Raw genomic sequence first — 18133 nt, forward strand, 5'->3', positions numbered from 1 at the left:
CAATGGAGATCACCGTCACCATCAACGGATCTGACCACGCCAGCGATGTGGCGCCCCGCACCCTGCTGGTGGACCACATCCGCCGCACGGTCGGTTTGACCGGCACCCATGTGGGATGCGACACCACCAGCTGCGGCGCTTGCACCGTGCTGATGGACGGCAAGCCGGTCAAGGCCTGCACCGTGTTGGCCGCGCAGGCCGACGGCTCCGAGGTCACCACCGTGGAGGGACTCAAAACCGCCGAGGGGCTGCACCCCATCCAATCGGCGTTCACCGATGACCACGGCCTCCAGTGCGGGTTCTGCACCCCGGGAATGATGCTGGTGGGCGCTTCGCTCATCGCCGAGAACACCGACCCATCCGATGACGAGGTGCGCTGGGCTATCTCGGGAAATCTGTGCCGGTGTACCGGCTACATCAACATCGTCAAAGCCATCCAGACGGCGGCCGCCCGGGTGGCCGAGTCGTCCAACGGAAGCTGAGGAGCAATCATGGTTGCACCAACAACACCGGCTGAGATCGGCGGCATCGGCCACAGCGTCCAGCGCAAAGAGGACGCCCGGCTGATCGAGGGCCAGGGGAACTTTCTCGACGACATCGATCTGCCCAACACCTTGCACATGGCCATCCTGCGCTCCCCGCTGGCCCACGCCCGCATCAACGGCATCGACTCCTCGGCGGCCACCGCCCTCGACGGGGTGGTGGCCGTGGTCACCGGCGATCTGATGGACCAGCACGGGCTGGCGTGGATGCCCACCCTGTCGGGCGACACCCAGGCTGTGCTGGCCACCGACAAGGTGCGCTATCAGGGCCAAGAGGTGGCCGCGGTGATCGCCACCGATCCCTACATCGCCACCGACGCCCTCGAGTTGATCGAGGTGGACTACGAGGAACTGCCCCCCATCACCACCCCTCAGCAGTCGCTCGAGGATGGGGCGGCGCTGATCCGCGACGAGAAGGAGGGCCAGACCGATAATCTGGCCTACACCTGGGAGACCGGCGACCAGGGGGCCACTGAAGAGGCGTTCGCCAAGGCCGACCGGGTGGTCACCTTGGAGACCCACTACCCCCGGTCGCATCCCGCCCCACTGGAGACCTGCGGCATCTTGGCCGACGTCAACTCGGTGACCGGGCAGGCCACCATCTACATGACCTCTCAGGCCCCCCACGCCCACCGGACGCTGTTCGCCATGGTGGCCGGGCTGCCCGAGCAGAACATCCGCATCGTCAGCCCCGACATCGGCGGCGGCTTCGGCAACAAGGTGCCCATCTACCCCGGCTATGTGGTGGCCACCGCGGCGTCGCTGCTCATCGGCCAGCCGGTGAAGTGGGTGGAGAGCCGCACCGAGAACCTCATCTCCACCGGCTTCGCCCGCGACTACTACATGAAGGGCGAGCTGGCCGTCACCGACGAGGGCCGCATCCTGGGCCTGCGGGTGAACATGCTGTCGGACCAGGGGGCGTTCTACTCCGACGCCCAGCCCAGCCAGTTCCGGGCCGGGCTGTTCCACGTGGTCACCGGCAGCTACGACTTCGGTGCCGCCCACATCGACTGCAAGGGCGCGTTCACCAACAAGGCCCCCGGTGGGGTGGCCTATCGGTGCTCGTTCCGCATCACCGAGGCTTCGTACCTGATCGAGCGCCTGGTGCAGAACGCGGCCTATGAGGTGGGCATCGACCCGGCCGAGATGCGGCTGCGCAACTTCATCCAACCCGAGCAGTTCCCCTATGAGACGGCCACCGGCTTCGTCTATGACTCCGGCGACTATCCCACCGCCCTGCGCACCGCCATGGACGAGGTGGGCTACGAAGACCTGCGCCGAGAGCAGGCCGAGGCCCGAGCCGAAGGACGGCTCATGGGCATCGGCATCGCTCACTTCACTGAGGCGGTGGGGGCGGGGCCCTCGCACACCTACGACATCGCCGGGTTGAAAATGATCGACTCGGCCGAGCTGAGGGTGCATCCCACCGGCAAGGCCATCTTGAAGCTGGGCGTGAAGACCCAGGGCCAGGGCCACGAGACCACCTTCGCTCAGATCGTGGCCGAGGTGCTGGGCATCCCGGCCAATGACATCAAGGTGGAGCACGGCGACACCGACCACACTCCCTACGGGCTGGGCACCTACGCGTCCCGCTCCACCCCGGTAGGCGGGGCGGCTACCGCGGTGGTGGCCCGAAAACTGGCCGACAAGTCCCGCAAGATCGCTGCCCACCTGCTGGAAGCGGCCGACGAGGACATCGAGCTGGCCTCGGGGGTGTTCTCGGTGGCCGGTAGCCCCGACCGGTCGGTCACAATCCAAGACGTGGCCCTGGCTGCCTACACCAACCTGCCCGAGGGCATGGAGTACGGCCTGGAGGACGTGACCTACTACGACCCGCCCAACCTCACCTACCCCTACGGCAGCTACATCGTGGTGGTGGAGGTGGATCCCGACACCGGGGTGTGGCAGGTGCAGCGCATGGTGGCGCTGGACGACTGCGGCGTGCGGATCAACCCGATGATCGTGGAGGGGCAGGTGTGCGGCGGCCTCACCGAGGGTTTTGCCATGTCGTCTATGCAGTGGATCACCTTCGACGACGACGGCAACTGCATCGGGTCCAATTTCATGGACTATCTGGTGCCCACCGCCTGGGAGACGCCCCGGTTCGAGCTGCTGGCCACCGAGGTGCCCTCGCCCCACCATCCCATCGGGGCCAAGGGTGTGGGGGAGTCGGCCACCGTGGGGTCGCCCGCCGCCTTCGTGAACGCGGTGATCGACGCGCTGGCCCATCTCGGGGTCCGCAACATCGACATGCCGGTACTGCCCGACCGGGTGTGGGCCGCCATCGAAGAAGCCAGTTAGCCGGCGCCCTTGCCGTGAACGTCGATGTCATGGCCCGGGCGGTTGAGCTGCGCCAGCAGCGCCAGCCTTTCGTGCTGGCCTCGGTGATCTGGCGTCGGGCCCCGTCGTCGGGCCAGCAGGGATCGCAGGCGGTGATCCTGCCCGATGGGGCGGTGCGAGGCTGGCTGGGCGGGGCCTGCGCGGAGCCCACGGTGATCGTGGAGGCGCTGGCCTGCCTCGAGCACGGCGAACCCCGGCTGCTGTGTTTGGGGCCTTCGGAAGGCCGGGACCACCACCGGGACCCTGGTCAGGGTCAAGCCGGTAATCAAAACGACGGGCTGCGGTCGATTGCCATGGCGTGCGATTCGGAGGGAGCAATGGAGATCTACCTGGAGCCGAGCCTGCCCGCCCCTCAAGTGGTGGTGATCGGCCGCACCCCGGCGGTGGACGCCATCGCCTCGGTGGCCGCTGCCATCGGCTGGGACGCGGTGGTCATCGACGACGGTGGCCAGACCGACGATCACGAGTGCCCTGAGCTGGTGCGAACCGATCTAGACCTCGCCAAGCTGACGGTCGACCAGGCCACTGCGGTGGTGGTGGCCACGCAAGGGCACTACGACGATGTGGCGCTGGCGGCTGCCCTGGGCACCGATGCCGGCTACATCGGCCTGGTGGCGTCGGCCAAGCGGGCCGAGGCGATGCGCGACTACTTGCGCAGCCAGGGGTTTGCCGACAACGACCTGGCCCGCATCCACGCCCCGGCCGGAATGGACCTGGGCCGCATCCCCAACCGGGAGATCGCTGCCGCGGTAATGGCCGACATGGTGGCCCGCCGCGCTGAGGGGCAGCTCGCTGCGGAGACGGCTTCTGGCCGCGAAGACCGTCTTGAAGATGCCATCGACCCCGTATGCGGCATGACCGTGCTGGTGGCCGACGCCCGCTATCACACCGTCCACGACGGCATCGGCTACTACTTCTGCGCTCCCGGATGCCAGCAGCGCTTTGAATCTGAACCGGAGGTGTTCGCCTCCTAGACCGCCCGGGCTGGGCGGTCAGGCCGCGGAGTGGAGGACTACGTCGAGGCTGGTGGGGGAGCGGAGCACGATGCCGGTGTCGGGAGGAACATCGCCGGCGAACTCGAAGCGGTCGAACCGGTCGAGCAGGTACTCCAGGGTGCGCTCCATCTCCAATTTGGCTAAAAGCGAGCCAGTGCAGGTGTGGGGGCCGCCGCCAAACGCCCGCACCGGCCCAATAAGCGTGTAGTTGGGGCGCTCCTCGCCCTGGAAGCGGCCCACATCGAAAACATCCGGGTCGTCGAATCGGGCAGTGTCGTGGTTGGCGCTGGATACGAACGACATCACCTTGCTTCCCTCGGGGATGGTGGTGCCGTCCACGTCCAAATCGTGCTTGGCCATTCGGATGGTGACGTGGACCGGAGGTCGGTACCTGAGGATCTCGGTGACCGCGGAGCTGACCAGTTCGGTGTCATCCTTGAGGCGCTGCCACTGCTCGGGCTGCAAAATGAGGTGCTTGACCAGATTGGCCAGCGCCCGATCGGTGGTCTCGATCCCGGCCGACAGCAAGAACGCGGTGAAGCTGCGGACCTCGTCGTCGGACAGCCGTTCGCCCTCGTACTCCATCGAGCACAGATCCGACAGCAGCTCGTCGCCGGGACAGGTGCGGCGCTCTTCGATGCTCGGGGTGACGAAGTCGTAAAGCTCGTCGCGAGCGGCCTCTCCCTGAGCGTGGACCACGGGGTCGCGAGTCACGTTTGAGGTCCCGGCGGCGACGATGTCGTTGTACCAGTTCCGGAAGTTGCTGGCCTCGCCCATGTCCATCAGCTCGGCGATGGCCCCCAGCGGCACCGGCTCGGTGAGCCCGGTGCGCAGGTCGGCGGTTTCTGGGGCCACCGGCAACTGTTCGCCGTACTCGTGGACCAGCCCGGAGACGATGTCCTCGATGGTGGAACCAAGGTAACGGGGGCCACGCAGGCGCTTGGCGATGATGGCGTCTTTGCGGCGGTGCTCGTCGCCCGACATCTGCAAGATGGCCCGGCCGAAGATGCTGGACGTGCCCGGCTGGTTCATCAGCGGGCCGTATTTGTCGCCGTCCTCCAGCATCGAGGTGATGTCATCCCACCGGGTGAGCACCCACGCCTGGAGCGGCTCGACCCACAAAGCAGGGGCCTCTTCCCGCATCCGGCGGAAGATCGGAAAGGGGTCGGCCCCCACGTTGTCGGCCAGATAGGCCGCGAATTCTTCAGCGACCGTACTGGAGTCCGACAACGTGGGGGCCCTTTCGGTTAGGCGACTCTGCTAGCCGATCTCGATCCCATACTCGCCGTCGAAGTTGTCGGCGTAGAACGCGAACGGGTTGGCCGCAACCATGCCGCCGCTGGTGGCGTCGAGCGAGAAGGCGGCGCCGCACTGGCTGTGGTGCGGGAAGGCCGACCAGTCGATCGGGCAGGTGATGCCCATGGTGTCGAAGCTGCCCTTGAGGGCCTCGGTCAGGCCCTCGCGGCTCAGCTCACCGGTTTCGGCGGCCCGCTCCACGGCCTGGTGGAACACGTAGCCGTTGAGGAAGCCGTGAGCGAAGTTCAAGTTGAGGTGCTCGCCGCCGTAGCCAGCCAGCGATGCGCACTCTTCCATCAGGGCCGAAGCTGCGATGTTGTTGTTCGCGGTCAGGAATGAGTGGATGCCGAAGGTCTCGTCGCTCACCTCGGGCGGACCCTCGGTCCAGATCGAGTTGGCCGCGATGCCGTGGATGCCGATGATGGGAACGTCGGTGATGCCCACGTCGGCCATGCCCTGCATGACCACCAGGCCAGCGCCCGGCGAGCCGTGGAGGGTCACATAGTTCACACCCTGATCGTCGATCGCTGATTGCAACTCCACCATCTGGGCGGTGACCTCGGTGGCGCCTGGCGCAACGTAGAGGGTGTTGACATAAGTGCCGCCCTGGCGCTCTACCGACTGCTCCACGTAGGCCGCGAACTCGGTGCCGGAGGGCACCTCGAGGCTGATGCCCATGACCACGGCGTTCTCGATGCCGCCGACGGTGGCGCCAATGTGCCCGGCGGCCAGGTCGGCCTGGTCGCCGTAGTGGGCCAGGTTGTTGAAGTACTGGTCGCCTTCGAGCTGGATGTCGATGGTTTGGGGTGGGCCGATCACCGGCAGGTTCAGGGTCTCGATGTCAGGCTGGAGCTGGGTGCTGATATGCGACCCGCCCAAGCCGACTAGGGCGAGGACCTTGTCGTCCTCGGTGAGCTTGGTGAAGTTGATGGCCGCGTTGTCGGCGTTGAACTGGTCGTCCTCGGGGAGATACTCGAACATCCGCCCCAATGTGCCGCCGTCCCGGTTGGCGCACTCGAAGTAGGCCTCGCTGCCGTGGCTGTTGAATGACTGCGATGAGGCGGTCGGGCCGGTCAGGTCGCCCATCCAGCCCACCTTGATGGAATCGGAGGTAACCCCGTTGTCCGGGTTGTCGGGCACCGTCATCTCAGAAGGCGCCTCTTCCTCAGCAGGAGCTGGGGCCTCGGTGGCCTCAGGTGCCGGTGCCTCAGTCGGAGCAGCAGTCGGATCTGGTGCTGCTGGGGCAGCATCGTCGTCATCGTTACCGCAAGCCGCTGCGATCAACGCGAACGCAAAGAGCACGACTGCTAGTTTGAGCCAGCGATTCAACATGTGGGGTCCCCCTCCATCATTTGTTGTTTAACAGTTCGCGCTCTAGGAAAGACACGAACCAGCCGTCACCCTAGCTACCGCGGTGCGGATACGTGCAATTCCAAATGTAGGAGGCTAGACAAAAAGCATCTCGAAGTCTGGGAGCCGATGGGGGCTCAAACCTCGACTTCGGTGCCCAGATAGGCGGCGATCACCCGCTCGTCCTGCTGCATCGCCGCGGGGGTCCCCTCGGCAATCTTCTGGCCGAAGTCGAGCACCATCACGTGATCGGCAATCGACATCACCACGCCCATGTCGTGCTCGATGAGGAACACCGTCATGTCGAGCTCATCCTGGGCCGAATAGATGTAGCGGATCATGTCCTGCTTCTCGTCCACGCTCATGCCGGCCATGGGCTCATCCAGCATCAGCAGTTCAGGCTCCATGGCCAGCACCCGGCCGAACTCCACCCGCTTTTGCACGCCGTAGGGGAGGTCGCCCACCGGCTCCCGGCGAAAAGCGCCCAAATCCAGCAGGTCCACCACCCGCTCGATGGCCGCTCGGGCAGCCAACTCCCGCTTGACTGCCCGCCGGGTGAACAGCCCGCCCTCAATGAGGCGGGTGTGCTCATGGATGTAGCGGCCCAGCAGCAGATTGGTGAGCACGTTCTCGCCCATGAACAGCCCCAGGTTTTGAAACGTCCGGGCCACGCCGAGGCGGGCTATCTGATAGGGGCGGTAGGAAAGCAGCTCCTCGCTGGGCTTGCCTTCGGGGTGGAATCGCACTTGGGCGCCGGGCAGCGGCTTGTAGACGCCGGATACCGCGTTGACCAAGGTGGTCTTGCCGGCGCCGTTGGGGCCGATGAGCGCGAACAGCGAACCCCGCTCCACGCGCCCGCTGATCGAGTCGCACGCCCGAACCCCGCCGAACTGCACGGTCAGGTCATCGAAGCTGAGGATCGGATCGCTCATGACACTGTTTCCAGTGTGATTCCCGTGGCATAGAAAATCATGATTCCGCCACCGGTGGCCTTTGCCCGTGTTCGGTGGGCCTGCTGCGACCAGGCCGCTCGATGGCAGCGTAAGACGTGTGGGCCTCACCCCCGCCGCCCAAATAGAGCTCCTGCACCATCGGATTGCCTCGAAGCTCGGACGCGCTGCCCTCCATCAGCACCCTGCCCAGTTCAAGTACGTAAGCGTCGTTGGCGTGCTGCAACGCCAGGCTGGCGTTCTGCTCGATGACCAGTATCGAGGTGCCCCGGGTCTCGTTTATCTCGGTGAGCAATTCGAACAATCGGTGGACGATCTTGGGGGCCAACCCCAACGACAGCTCATCGCAGATAAGCAGGGATGGCTGTGACATAAGGGCTCGGCCCACCGCAACCATCTGCTGTTCGCCTCCCGACAGCAGACCGGCGGTCTGGTTGAGAAGGGGACGAAGCTGGGAGAACAGTTCCAGGTTCTGTTCCAGCGACTCGTCTATGCCGGAGACGTCGCTTCGGCTGGCCGCACCGCATAACAAGTTCTCCTTCACCGTCAGGTTGGGAAAGAGCTTGCGGCCTTCGGGTACCTGGGCCACGCCCGCGGCAACGATGTCAGGGCTTTTCTTGCCCAGAATCGACTCGCCGCCCAACTCGATGCTGCCCCGGCGCACTCGGCCTTTGTGAAGGTAAAGCAGGCTGGTGATCGACCGGACGAGGGTGGTCTTGCCCGCGCCGTTGGCGCCCAGCACCGAGACAAACCCGCCGGAGGGCACCGCGATGTTCACGTTGTCCAGCGCGGTGACGCCCCCGTAGACCACAGTGAGGCCTTGAATCCTCAAGTCGAGTCCGCCGCTGCTCATGGGTTGCTCCTCGTCAGCGCGCGGCCCAGCCAATTCTTGAAGTCTCTCCAGAGGCCAGCCAGGCCATCGGGCTTGAACATCAAGATGATCACCACCAAGAAGCCCTTGATGGCCAAGTCGATCTCACTGGGGTAGTCGCTGAGGAAGTCGATGTCCCGCACGATCCACAGTTCTTCTCGGGCCCACTTGAACCACTCGGGCAAGAACCAGAAAAAGGCCGATCCGAAAATGGCCCCCTGGATGCTGGAGAACCCGCCGACAACGATGATGATGGCGTAGTTCAACACCGTTTGGACGTTGAAGCTGTCCTCGCCCCGAGAGCCGATGTAGAACGAGGCCAACACCCCCGACATGGACACCACCGCGGAGGACAACGCGAAGGCCAAGAGCTTGGAACGGGCCACGTTGATGCCCAAGAGCGAGGCGGAAACGTCCCGGTCGCGTACCGCGGCGAAGGCCCTCCCCTCCCGGGTTCGAACCACGTTCACCATGAACAGGATCGACAGCACCGTGATGGGCATGAGCACCCAGTACCACCGGAATTGCCCGGTGATGATGAACTCGCCGTTGTCGTCGGGGTCGATGCCGGGCAGCCAGTGCAGCCAGGATGCGATCCGTGGCGAGTTCTCGCCCTTGAAGCGGATTCCGACGAAGCCGAAGTACTCCTGGAGGTACTCCCGCCACACCAGCATCATCACGAAGTGGAAGCCGAAAGTGGCCAACAGCAGGTAGAGGTGCTTGAGCCGCAGGGCGGGCAGGCCGGAGATCGCCCCCACCACCGCACCGGCGAGGGCCGCAGCGGGCAGGGCCAGCCACATGTTTCCGCCGCTCCACTGCACTCCCACGATCCCGCCCATGATGCTGCCCAAGGCCAAGAACGCCACGTGGGCCAGGCTGATCTGGCCGGAGTAGCCCACCAGCAGGTTGAAGGCCGCCGCCCCCATGGCGAAGATGAGCACCAGGTTGACCACCGCGAACCATGTGGCCCAGGGGAAGTCCATGGGGGGGGTGAAGTCGGAGGCCAGGATGAAGGGCAGCACCAGTAGCCCGAAGGTGGTCACCGCGGCCCACGACCGGTCGCTGGGGGTGCGCCACAGCCGCATGTCCTCGCGGTGGGTGAGTTCACCCCGCGGCGTCCATTTCCAGGCCAGTCGGGCCACCACCGCCAAGATGACAATTGTGATCGCCGCTTTCCACCAGAAGTTCAGATCATCGGTGGTTGCCCCCAGTATGAATGGGACTACCGCGGCGACCACGAAGGGCAGGAATCGCTGGAGGGTCGAGGGGCGGTAGGTGTTCGATGCTTGCTGGGCGGCGGGGTTTTCCGTGGCGGTCATCGGTCGGTTCCCAAGAATGAGAGTTTTGCTTCCCAGCTCATACCCGCTCCAGGTCCTTTCGGCCCCACAGGCCGGTCGGTCGCACCAGTAGCACCACGAACATCACCGAGAAGGCCACCGGCTCACGCCACTTGGTTCCCAAATGGCCGTTGGCGAACTGCTCGATGACCCCCACTACGAGGCCGCCGACGATGGAGCCGCCCAGCGAGGTGAGTCCGCCGACCACCGCGGCGGGGAAGGCCCGCAGCCCGATGGCCTCGATGCTGCGATCGATGGCGCCGGTTACGTGGCCGAACAACAGCCCGCCGACTCCGGCCATGACCATGGCCGCGGCCCAGGTCATGGCGTAGACCTTGTCGGGGTCGATGCCCATTGCCGCCGCAGCCTCGATGTCGTCGGCCACCGCCCGCATGTGCAGTCCCAGCCGGGTGTACTTGAAGAACAAGAAGAACAACAGCACGCAAAGTGCCACCACGCCGAAGATGATGATGTCTACGTGCCTCACCGTGGCGCCGCCGACTTCGAAGCTGCCTTGGGGCAGCAAGTCGAGGCGGGCTCGCTCGGTCGGACCGTAGAAGATCAGCAAAAGGGCGCGGATGATCGTGGCGATGCCCAGGGTGATGAGCACAATGGCGAAGAACCCCTGCCCCACCATCCGCCGCATGATCCCGTAATGGACCAATAACCCGAACACCAGCATCACCAGCAGCAACACGAAGACGCCCAAGAAGAAGTTGAGGTTCTCGGAGATCAAGAACGTCAGCGCGAAGTAGGCCCCGAGCATCAGGAACTCCCCGTGGGCCAGGTTCAAGACGTCGGTGCTCTTGTAGACCAGAACGAAGCCGAGGGCGACAACGGCATAAATGGCCCCAAGGGCCAATCCGCCGATTAACAGTTGCAAGTTGACGCTTGGATCAGCAGTGAAGTTGCCGAAAGCTAGAAGCATGGCCCCCCTAAGGTTGACCGGGCGTTGCCGGTCAACAGATGGCGACGGTAGTTTTCGCTGGCTGGAGCCGACAAATCCCGAAGGTGCCTGGTATGGGGCATCGGAGGCTCGATGACTGGGAGGCAAATGGTATGTCTGGTGCAATTGAAGGCCTGTCTGAGCGGATCGCTCGGTTGGAGGCCCTAGAGGAGATCCGTGATCTGGTGGCCCGCTATGGGATGGTGGTGGACGACCGGGATATCGAGGGCTTGGCCGACATGTTCACCTCCGATGCCAAGTTCGGCCTGGCTGATGGCATGGTGGCCAACCAGGGTCGACAGGCGGTCATCGACTTCTACACCGAGCGCATGGCCGCCTTCGGCGCCACCTACCACTACCCCCACAGTCACGTCATCGAACTGGATTCCGACCGTCCGGGCCACGCCACCGGAACGGTAAACGCCCACGCCGAGTTGGCCCTAGACGGGCGGACGCTGGTGACCGCGCTGCGCTACTTCGATGAGTACCGGGTGGAGGACGGCCGGTGGCGCTTCGTGGAGCGGAAGGTGGCCATGATCTATTACATGGACATGGCCGATCTGGCCGAGGGCGGGCTTTGCGACGATGACCGCAAGCGCTATTTCGGCACGGTCGGCCCGTCGGAGCTTCCCGAGAGCCTGGATACCTGGAAGAAGTTCTTCGCCGAAGTCGGCTGAGCGGTTGGCTTTCTAGGCGACCGACATACCGCCGTCGATGACGATGGCGGTGCCGGTGGTCCACGACGACTCGTCGGAGGCCAGGTGCAGGGCCAACTGCGCGATGTCGGTGGTGGTGCCTAGTCGGCCGATGGGATGGCGGATCACGGCGGCTTCGATCATCTCGTCGACGGTGGCATCGGCGGCGACGTTGGCCGTGGCCGAGAACCCGCCCCGCTTTTCGTAGGTGGCCCGCACCAGAGGGGTGGGCACTGTGCCGGGGCAGATGGCGTTGACCCGGATGTTGTCGGGGCCGTAGTCCACTGCCATCTGCCGGGCGAGGCCGATCACCCCGGCCTTGGCCGCGGCGTAAGCGGCTATGCCCGGCACCCCGATCACCCCGCCGACGCTGGCCTGGAGTACCAGCGATCCGCCGCCGGCTTCGATGAGGTGGGGTATGGCGAACTTGACCGCCAGCCACTTTCCGGTGAGGTTCACGCCGATGACCCGGTTCCATTCTTCGAGGCTGAGGTCGCCTGCCCGGCCCGGCCCGTCCACTCCGGCGTTGGCGTAGACCGCGTCGAGGCCTCCGAAGACGGACACGGCCTGCTCGGTCATGGCCTGGCAGTCGCCGGGCTGGGTCACGTCCACCCGCAGGCTTATGGCTTGATCGCCGATCTGGGCTGCGGTGGCTCCGGCGGCGTCGCCGTTGATGTCGGCGCACATCACCTGTGCGCCCTCGGCGGCGTACAGCTGGGCCGCGGCCTTGCCGATACCAGAGCCCGCCCCGGTCACGATGGTTCTTTTACCTGCCAGTCTTCCGTTCACGGCCGGTGACCCTACTAGCGTCTCGGCATGGCTCAGGAGTTGGTGCTCACAGAGGCAGACGTCCAAGAGGAGTTCTTCGAGCGAGGGTGGACCGACGGCCTCCCGGTGGTGCCGCCCACCCCGGAGCGGGTCCAAGCCATGCTCGACTACGCCGGCGTGGGGGCGGGCGACATTGTGGGCAACGTGCCGGAGCGGTCCCGGGAGGTGACCGCCGAGAAGGCGGCGGTCAACGCGGTGATGGCCGGATGTCGCCCCGAGTACTTCCCGGTGGTGCTAGCCGGGCTCGCGGCCATGTTCGATCCTAGGTTCGGGTGCCATACTGTGGTGACCTCCACCGGCGGCGCTGCGCTGTGTGCGGTGGTGAGCGGGCCGCTGGTGGCCGAACTGGGCTTCAACTCCTTCCGCAACGCGCTGGGGCCGGGCTGCCGGGCCAACGCCACGGTGGGCCGAACCCTGCGTCTGGTGGCCATGAACGTGCTGGGGGCCCGGTCCGACAGCCTCGACGGCTCGTCGCTGGGCCATCCCGGCAAGTTCACCATGCTGGTGGCCGAGGAGCCCCCACCCGAGGGGTGGCCGCCGCTGCGGGTGGAGTTGGGTTATGGCGAGGACGACACCACCGTGACGATGTTCCCGTCGGAGGGGCCGCACCAGGTGGCCAACCATCTCAACGGCGACCCCGAGGGGATCCTGCTGACGCTCGCCGCGGCCATGACCAATCCGTCCACCTACGCAGTGGCCAAAAAGCACCAGGTGCTGCTGGTGATCGGCCACGAGCACCGCCAGATCCTGGCCGAGGCTGGTTGGACCAAGCCGATGGTGCGAGAGTTCTTGGCCGAGCACAGCAGGGTGACCCCCGAGCACTTGATGGATAGCGGGGTATTGCTGGAGTACACCGCCCAAAACGACATGACCCCCGACGCCGACGGCAAGCTCAACACTGTGCGGGGGCCCCACGACATCTTCCTGGTCACCGCGGGCAGCGCGGGGGCGGGTTGGTCGGCCTACATCCCGAACTGGGCCCCGACAGTGCACTCTGAGGCCACCACCCGAAAGGTGGCCGCTCCGGGTGATGGACTACCCTTAGCGTAAGGGAGGAGATCGCATGTCGTCTGCAACCGTTCTGTCACCGGTGTACGAGGAAGCCCAGGTGGGTGAGGTGGCGATGGCCCCCCGGCGCACCCCCAGTGAACCGGTAGTGATCGGTGTAATCGAAAACGCCAAGAACAACGCCAAAGAGCTGCTCACCTATGTGGCCGAGGGCCTGCGGGATCGCCTCCCGGTGGCCGACATCGTGGTCCACTCCAAATCGGCCGCCGGCAAGCCCATCGACGCCGACGCTGCCGAGATGCTGGCCGCCCGCTCCCACCTCATCATCTCCGGCCTGGGCGATTGAGGGGCCTGCACCGCGTGCAGTCTGCACGATGCCGTTCACATGGAGTCCCGAGGCATCCCCTCGATGCTTCTGATCACCGAGCCGTTTGAGCCGGTGGTCGAGTCGTTCGCCCCCACCGTGGGCATGGCCTCCTACCCCGCAGTAACCGTCCCCCACCCCGTCTCCACCCTCGACGACGAGTCCCTCCAAAAACTAGCCACCATCATCATCGACGAAGCCCTTAGCCGCTTGACCGCTGGATAGCGTCGCCGCGCTATAGTGGGCGGTGGAGCTGGGGGGACTCGAACCCCCACGGAGCTAGCTTTGGAGGCCGTCCGTGCACCATGCCAGCCCCACCTATGGAGATCCTATCGATCTCTCTGGAACAGCGTCGGATCACATGATTCGGCGCTGTTCTACTTGTAAAGCACTGAAATGTACGGAAGGTATCTACTTCCAGGGGTCGCGGAGGAAGGCTTCGAACTGGGTGGCTAGATCGTCGCCGGTGGGGAGGAGGTCGTCGGCTTCGTCGATCTGGCGCTCGAGTTGGGCGACGTAGTTTTTCAGGTCGTCATCGCCCGCTACGGCAGTGTCAACCCGCTCGCGCCAGGCGGCCGCGGCCTCGTCGAGTTCAGCGTGGTCGGTGATGATGCCGGTGATCAGCTCGAACCGCTTGAGCAGCGACCGGGTGGCTTCGGGATTGGGCGGACCAGGCACGTAGTGGGGCACCGACACCCGCAGGGAGATGACTGGTATGCCGGCCTGGTCCAAGGCGTCATGGAGGGCCCCCACAAGGCCGGTGGGGCCCTCATAGGTTGGGCGGCCCAGGCCGAACATGCGGGCCAACTCCGCGTTGGTGGAGCTGCCCACCACCCCCAGAGGTCGGGTGTGGGGGGCGAGGCCGACCATGGCCCCGAGCGTGACCACCAGCCCAGCCCGGCTCTCGGTGGCCACCTCCACCAGGTGGTCGGCAAAGGTCCGCCACCGCAGGTGGGGTTCCACCCCGTCCACCACGACCAGGGGGTGCTTGGCACCGTAGCGCTCCACCCCGTCCACCACGGTTCTCGGCCAGTCGATGACCCGTTTGCCGTCGTCGTCCAAGCGGACTTCGGGGCGTCGATCCTGGAAGTTGAAGAACCCCTCGGGGTCGATGCGAGCCAGCGGTTCGACGCCGTTGGCGCTTTCCTTCATCAGCCGCACCGCGGTAGTGGCCGCGTCGGCCGCGTCGAACAGCCCTTCCAGCGCCACCACCATTACCGGGTTGCGTTGTGTGGGCTGGTCCACCAGCCATTCCAGTTCCACCGCCATGGCCCAAGACTCACACCTGGACGGGGACAGGGCAAGCCGTATTTCCCCCTGACCAATTTGGCGGCACACCACTAGCCTGGCCCCGGTGAGCGATTCGACGCCGGTCCCCTGGGGGCAGTTCGCCCCTGCCTCAGCGAGTTTCGAAAGGAGGGCTTCTCGGCCACCGTCAACCAACCCCCAAACCTGGCGCTACCGCCAGTCGTGCGACGGCGGCATGATGACGTCGGAGGGAACAGCTCGCAGGTCGGTGGCCACCAGGTTCACGGTCCCGTCCCACATTGAAACCCTTCCGGTGATCGCGACGACTTGGCTGCTGAGCTCTCGGCGGCGGCGGGCGAACAGGTCGGAATAGACGATCGCCTGGGTGTCGCCGGTCTCGTCCTCGATGGTCACGAAGACCGTGCCGTCGCGCCCACGGGGGTGCTGTCTGGCCACTGGCCAGCCGGCGACGGTGACCAGGTCGTCCTCGCGGCACTTCTCCACGGCGGCGGCGGGGAGCACGTCGGGGCTGAGGGTCGGTCGGAGGAACTCCATGAGGTGGCCTCGGGGGTAGATGCCCATGGAGCGGTACTCGCCCATCATCTTCTCTCGCTCGGTGAAGTCGTCGAGTTGGGGCACTCGGTGTTCGGTGGATAGCGAAAGGGCGGTTTGGCCGTTTCCCGAGGGTCGGTTTTGCAGCCCCGACTCCCACAGCGCCTCCCTTCGGTTTGCCGCGATGGCGTCGAAGGCCCCGGCCTCCACCAGCGAGAGCACGGCTTGGGGCTTCAGCCCCGTCCGGCGCACCAGGTCGCCGGCGCTGGTGTATGGGCCCTGGCGTTGTTGCTCCTCCGCGATGAGCCGGGCCGACTCCGCCCCCACGTCTTTGATGAACTGAAGCCCCAGCCGTATCGAGCCGCCCTCGGGCGAGCACACCGCTCGGCTCCGGTTGACGCACGGGTTCATAAACGCCACGCCGAAGTGCCGGGCGTCTTGCTTCAGCGTCTCCATCGGGTAGAAGCCCATCGGCTGGTTGTTCATCAGCGCGGTGAAGAACTCCACCGGGTGGTAGAGCTTGAGCCAGGCTGCCTGGTAGGCGGTCACGGCGAAGGCGTGGGAGTGGGACTCCGGGAACATGTAGTGGCCGTTGATCTTGGAGAAGATCCTTTCGGCGGCGGCTTCGGGGACGCCGTTTTGGCGGGCGCCCTCGGCGAAGCGCTCCCAGTGCATGTCGATAAGGCGCTCGTTGTTGGGCCGGGCGAAGGCGCGGCGCACCTCGTCGGCCTCTGCCGCGGTCATCCCGGCCACGTCCTCGATGAGCTGCACCACCTGCTCCTGCCAGACGATGATGCCGTACCCCCGCTCCAGGGCGCGCTTTTCCAGCGGGTGGTCGTAGCCCCACTCCGCCCCGTGGCGGTAGCGCTCTACGAACTGGGACACCGCGCTGCGCTCGGTGCCCACGCCGGGGCGGATGAGGGCCACTTGATAGGCCAGGTCGAGGAGGTTGCGCGACTTCAGCCGCTGGGCCATCTTCAGCTGCGCTGGGGACTGGAGCAAGAAGACCCCCTTGCACAGGCCGGCGTTGATCATGTCGTAGACGCGGGGGTCCTCCGGGCTGATCCGGCCCAGGTCGGGCCGGCGGCCCTCCCGGTCCTCGATGAGGTCGAGGGCTTCGTCGATCTGGTCGAGCACCGGCAGCGACAAGATGTCGATCTTGGCGAAGTTGGCGTCGGCCACGCTGTCTTTGTCCCAGTCCATGATGTAGCGGCCGTCGGTAGCCCCGGCCCGGATGGGGACCATCTCCGGGATGGGCGAGCTGCTCAGCACCATGCCGCCCACGTGCTGGCTCAGCCCCCGGGGCGCGCCCATCAGCTGGGGGGCGAGATCGAGCAGGTCCCGCCATCCGGGGGCGCCCACTTTGTCTTTGAACTCGGCCAGTTCGGTCATCTCGTGGCGCAGGTCGGCGGCGTGGTGGGAACCCAGCCGCTTCGACAGCAGCGACAGGCGCTCTGGAGGCAGTCCCAGGGCCTTGCCCAGGTCTTGGATGATGCCCTTGACCTTGTAGGTGGCGACGGCGCCGGCCAACACGGCGTGCTCGGGTCCGAAATGGGCGTGGACCCGCTCGATCAGCTCGTCGCGCAGCCCTCGGGGGAAGTCGAGGTCGATGTCGGGCAGCGTGGTCATGTCCTCGGAGATGAAGCGCTCCAGGGTTAGGTCCCACTTCAGGGGGTCGACATGGCTGATGCCGATTAGGTATCCGACGAGCAGAGCCACCGACGAGCCCCGCCCCCGTCCCGGCGGCCTCTCCTCGATCGGCACCTCGGGGCCGACTTCGCCCCGCTCCACCAGGATCTGTTGGGCCAAAAGGGCGATCTGGCGGTAGAGCAGCAGAAACCCGGCCAGGTTGAGCCGCTCGATCAAACCGAACTCCTCGGCCAGGCGGTGCTCCACCTCCCAGGTGACGCTGCCGTACCGCCGGACGGCCCCCTCTCGGCAGAGCTGCTCCAGATAGCTCAGAGGCGTGTCGCCGGGGGGCACTGCGGCGTCGGGCAGGGCGTAGCCCAGGTCGGTGCTGAGGTCGAAGCAGCACTGCTCGGCGACGCGAAGGGTGTTGGCCACCGCGTGCGGGCACTCGGCGAAGAGCCGCTCCATCTCGGCCGGGGGCTTCAGGTGCAGATGATGGTTGGGCCGCAGGTATCGCAGGGCCTGATCGATGGTGGTGTTGAGCTTGGCGGCGACCAGCGCGTGTTGCAGCCGGGCCCGGTCTGGGGCGTGGTAGCAGACGTCGTTGGTGGCCACGACTTGGGCGCCGGCCTCGGCGGCGAGTCTGACCAGCTTGCGGTTGCGGTCGGTGTCGCCGGCCAAAAAGTTCTGCTGGAGTTCGACGTACACCGAATTCGGCCCGTACCAGTCGAGGTATTGCCGCAAAAGGCTGTGGGCCTCACCGCAGCGGTCGTTTTCCGCCAGCCGGGACAGCGGGCCGTCGCGCCCGCCGGTCAAAAGAACCACGCCCTCGCAGTGGTCGGGCAGGTATGCGGGGTCGAGCTTCGGGTCCCGGCGGTCGGCGGCGTTGGCCAAGGTGAACAGGCGCGAGATGTTGGAGTACCCGGCCCGGGTCTCGGCCAAAAGGGCGAGCTTCGAGCCGTCGGTCAGCGTCAGCTCCCCACCGGTGATGGGCTGGGTGCACAGGCTCTTGGCCAGGCGGGCGAACTCCAGCGCCCCGCACAGGTTGGTGTCGGTCAGAGCCAGGGCCGGATAGCCGAACTGCTTGGCCTGCGCCAGCAGCTCGTGGGCATGCGACGCCCCCTCCCCGAAGGAGAAGAAGCTCTTGGCCCGAAGCTCCACCCAGTTCGCCATCAGAAATCG

Annotated in this window: 15 protein-coding genes and 1 tRNA gene; 6 read left to right on the forward strand and 10 right to left on the reverse strand. The window is 65.9% G+C overall.

Translation table 11 applies throughout. The features are described from left to right. The first annotated feature begins 2 nt into the window (after nucleotides 1–2). Genes ACOGXA_RS17860 through ACOGXA_RS17870 form a run of 3 tightly spaced genes read left to right on the forward strand, consistent with a single transcriptional unit; the run spans nucleotide 3 to nucleotide 3856 of the window. Nucleotides 3–482 carry a (2Fe-2S)-binding protein gene (locus ACOGXA_RS17860; protein ID WP_419925191.1) on the forward strand — a complete coding sequence of 160 codons (480 nt, stop codon included), beginning with the start codon at nucleotides 3–5 and terminating at the stop codon, nucleotides 480–482. Between the two features lie 9 nt (nucleotides 483–491). After that, nucleotides 492–2843: an aerobic carbon-monoxide dehydrogenase large subunit gene (locus ACOGXA_RS17865; protein ID WP_419925192.1), complete on the forward strand. Its 2352-nt coding sequence runs from the start codon at nucleotides 492–494 to the stop codon at nucleotides 2841–2843. 14 nt (nucleotides 2844–2857) lie between these two features. Beyond that, nucleotides 2858–3856, forward strand: a complete 999-nt coding sequence (locus ACOGXA_RS17870; RefSeq protein ID WP_419925193.1) for an XdhC family protein — start codon at nucleotides 2858–2860, stop codon at nucleotides 3854–3856. 18 nt (nucleotides 3857–3874) lie between these two features. Here the strand turns inward: ACOGXA_RS17870 and ACOGXA_RS17875 are convergent, their stop codons facing one another. The 6 genes from ACOGXA_RS17875 to ACOGXA_RS17900 all read right to left on the reverse strand — a co-directional run bounded on the left by ACOGXA_RS17875 (nucleotide 3875) and on the right by ACOGXA_RS17900 (nucleotide 10609). Beyond that, nucleotides 3875–5107 (reverse strand): cytochrome P450, encoded by a 1233-nt coding sequence (locus tag ACOGXA_RS17875; RefSeq protein ID WP_419925194.1) that lies wholly within the window; start codon nucleotides 5105–5107, stop codon nucleotides 3875–3877. A gap of 30 nt (nucleotides 5108–5137) precedes the next feature. Further along, on the reverse strand, nucleotides 5138–6475 hold the full coding sequence (locus ACOGXA_RS17880) for an ABC transporter substrate-binding protein (RefSeq protein ID WP_419925195.1): 1338 nt from the start codon (nucleotides 6473–6475) through the stop codon (nucleotides 5138–5140). 185 nt (nucleotides 6476–6660) lie between these two features. Beyond that, nucleotides 6661–7455 (reverse strand): ABC transporter ATP-binding protein, encoded by a 795-nt coding sequence (locus ACOGXA_RS17885; protein WP_419925196.1) that lies wholly within the window; start codon nucleotides 7453–7455, stop codon nucleotides 6661–6663. Nucleotides 7456–7492: 37 nt separating this feature from the next. After that, a complete protein-coding gene (locus tag ACOGXA_RS17890; protein ID WP_419925197.1) occupies nucleotides 7493–8326 on the reverse strand; it encodes an ABC transporter ATP-binding protein in 834 nt (277 codons plus the stop codon). After that, nucleotides 8323–9663 (reverse strand): branched-chain amino acid ABC transporter permease, encoded by a 1341-nt coding sequence (locus ACOGXA_RS17895; protein WP_419925198.1) that lies wholly within the window; start codon nucleotides 9661–9663, stop codon nucleotides 8323–8325. Before ACOGXA_RS17895 ends, ACOGXA_RS17890 begins: the two co-directional genes overlap by 4 nt. 37 nt (nucleotides 9664–9700) lie before the next feature. Next, nucleotides 9701–10609, reverse strand: a complete 909-nt coding sequence (locus tag ACOGXA_RS17900; protein ID WP_419925199.1) for a branched-chain amino acid ABC transporter permease — start codon at nucleotides 10607–10609, stop codon at nucleotides 9701–9703. Between the two features lie 131 nt (nucleotides 10610–10740). On the opposite strand from ACOGXA_RS17900, the gene ACOGXA_RS17905 reads away from it, so the two are divergent. After that, entirely contained in the window at nucleotides 10741–11304 is a 564-nt protein-coding gene (locus ACOGXA_RS17905) for a nuclear transport factor 2 family protein (protein WP_419925200.1), read from the forward strand. A gap of 12 nt (nucleotides 11305–11316) precedes the next feature. Here the strand turns inward: ACOGXA_RS17905 and ACOGXA_RS17910 are convergent, their stop codons facing one another. After that, the gene (locus ACOGXA_RS17910) at nucleotides 11317–12111 is read right to left on the reverse strand and encodes an SDR family NAD(P)-dependent oxidoreductase (protein ID WP_419925201.1); all 795 of its coding nucleotides are present in this window, start codon (nucleotides 12109–12111) and stop codon (nucleotides 11317–11319) included. 27 nt (nucleotides 12112–12138) lie between these two features. On the opposite strand from ACOGXA_RS17910, the gene ACOGXA_RS17915 reads away from it, so the two are divergent. Both ACOGXA_RS17915 and ACOGXA_RS17920 read left to right on the forward strand, forming a co-directional pair. Then, the gene (locus ACOGXA_RS17915) at nucleotides 12139–13200 is read left to right on the forward strand and encodes a hypothetical protein (RefSeq protein ID WP_419925202.1); all 1062 of its coding nucleotides are present in this window, start codon (nucleotides 12139–12141) and stop codon (nucleotides 13198–13200) included. Between the two features lie 13 nt (nucleotides 13201–13213). After that, nucleotides 13214–13747, forward strand: coding sequence for a UGSC family (seleno)protein (locus ACOGXA_RS17920; protein ID WP_419925203.1), 534 nt, complete (start codon nucleotides 13214–13216; stop codon nucleotides 13745–13747). Between the two features lie 23 nt (nucleotides 13748–13770). Here ACOGXA_RS17920 and ACOGXA_RS17925 read toward each other — a convergent pair. The 3 genes from ACOGXA_RS17925 to ACOGXA_RS17935 all read right to left on the reverse strand — a co-directional run bounded on the left by ACOGXA_RS17925 (nucleotide 13771) and on the right by ACOGXA_RS17935 (nucleotide 18124). After that, nucleotides 13771–13838 (reverse strand) — tRNA-OTHER (locus tag ACOGXA_RS17925). A gap of 95 nt (nucleotides 13839–13933) precedes the next feature. Beyond that, nucleotides 13934–14791, reverse strand: a complete 858-nt coding sequence (locus ACOGXA_RS17930; protein WP_419925204.1) for a PAC2 family protein — start codon at nucleotides 14789–14791, stop codon at nucleotides 13934–13936. 189 nt (nucleotides 14792–14980) lie between these two features. Then, a complete protein-coding gene (locus tag ACOGXA_RS17935; RefSeq protein WP_419925205.1) occupies nucleotides 14981–18124 on the reverse strand; it encodes a DNA polymerase III subunit alpha in 3144 nt (1047 codons plus the stop codon). Nucleotides 18125–18133 lie beyond the last annotated feature (9 nt).

Source organism: Candidatus Poriferisocius sp., from assembly GCF_965208475.1.
Classification (GTDB): domain Bacteria; phylum Actinomycetota; class Acidimicrobiia; order Acidimicrobiales; family Bin134; genus Poriferisocius.

Coding starts and splice junctions, on each gene's coding strand:
- ACOGXA_RS17860 (WP_419925191.1), top strand. CDS start 3: ATGGAGATCACCGTCACCATCAACGGATCTGACCACGCCAGCGATGTG.
- ACOGXA_RS17865 (WP_419925192.1), top strand. CDS start 492: ATGGTTGCACCAACAACACCGGCTGAGATCGGCGGCATCGGCCACAGC.
- ACOGXA_RS17885 (WP_419925196.1), bottom strand. CDS start 7,455: ATGAGCGATCCGATCCTCAGCTTCGATGACCTGACCGTGCAGTTCGGC.
- ACOGXA_RS17890 (WP_419925197.1), bottom strand. CDS start 8,326: ATGAGCAGCGGCGGACTCGACTTGAGGATTCAAGGCCTCACTGTGGTC.
- ACOGXA_RS17895 (WP_419925198.1), bottom strand. CDS start 9,663: ATGACCGCCACGGAAAACCCCGCCGCCCAGCAAGCATCGAACACCTAC.
- ACOGXA_RS17900 (WP_419925199.1), bottom strand. CDS start 10,609: ATGCTTCTAGCTTTCGGCAACTTCACTGCTGATCCAAGCGTCAACTTG.
- ACOGXA_RS17905 (WP_419925200.1), top strand. CDS start 10,741: ATGTCTGGTGCAATTGAAGGCCTGTCTGAGCGGATCGCTCGGTTGGAG.
- ACOGXA_RS17915 (WP_419925202.1), top strand. CDS start 12,139: ATGGCTCAGGAGTTGGTGCTCACAGAGGCAGACGTCCAAGAGGAGTTC.
- ACOGXA_RS17930 (WP_419925204.1), bottom strand. CDS start 14,791: ATGGCGGTGGAACTGGAATGGCTGGTGGACCAGCCCACACAACGCAAC.
- ACOGXA_RS17935 (WP_419925205.1), bottom strand. CDS start 18,124: ATGGCGAACTGGGTGGAGCTTCGGGCCAAGAGCTTCTTCTCCTTCGGG.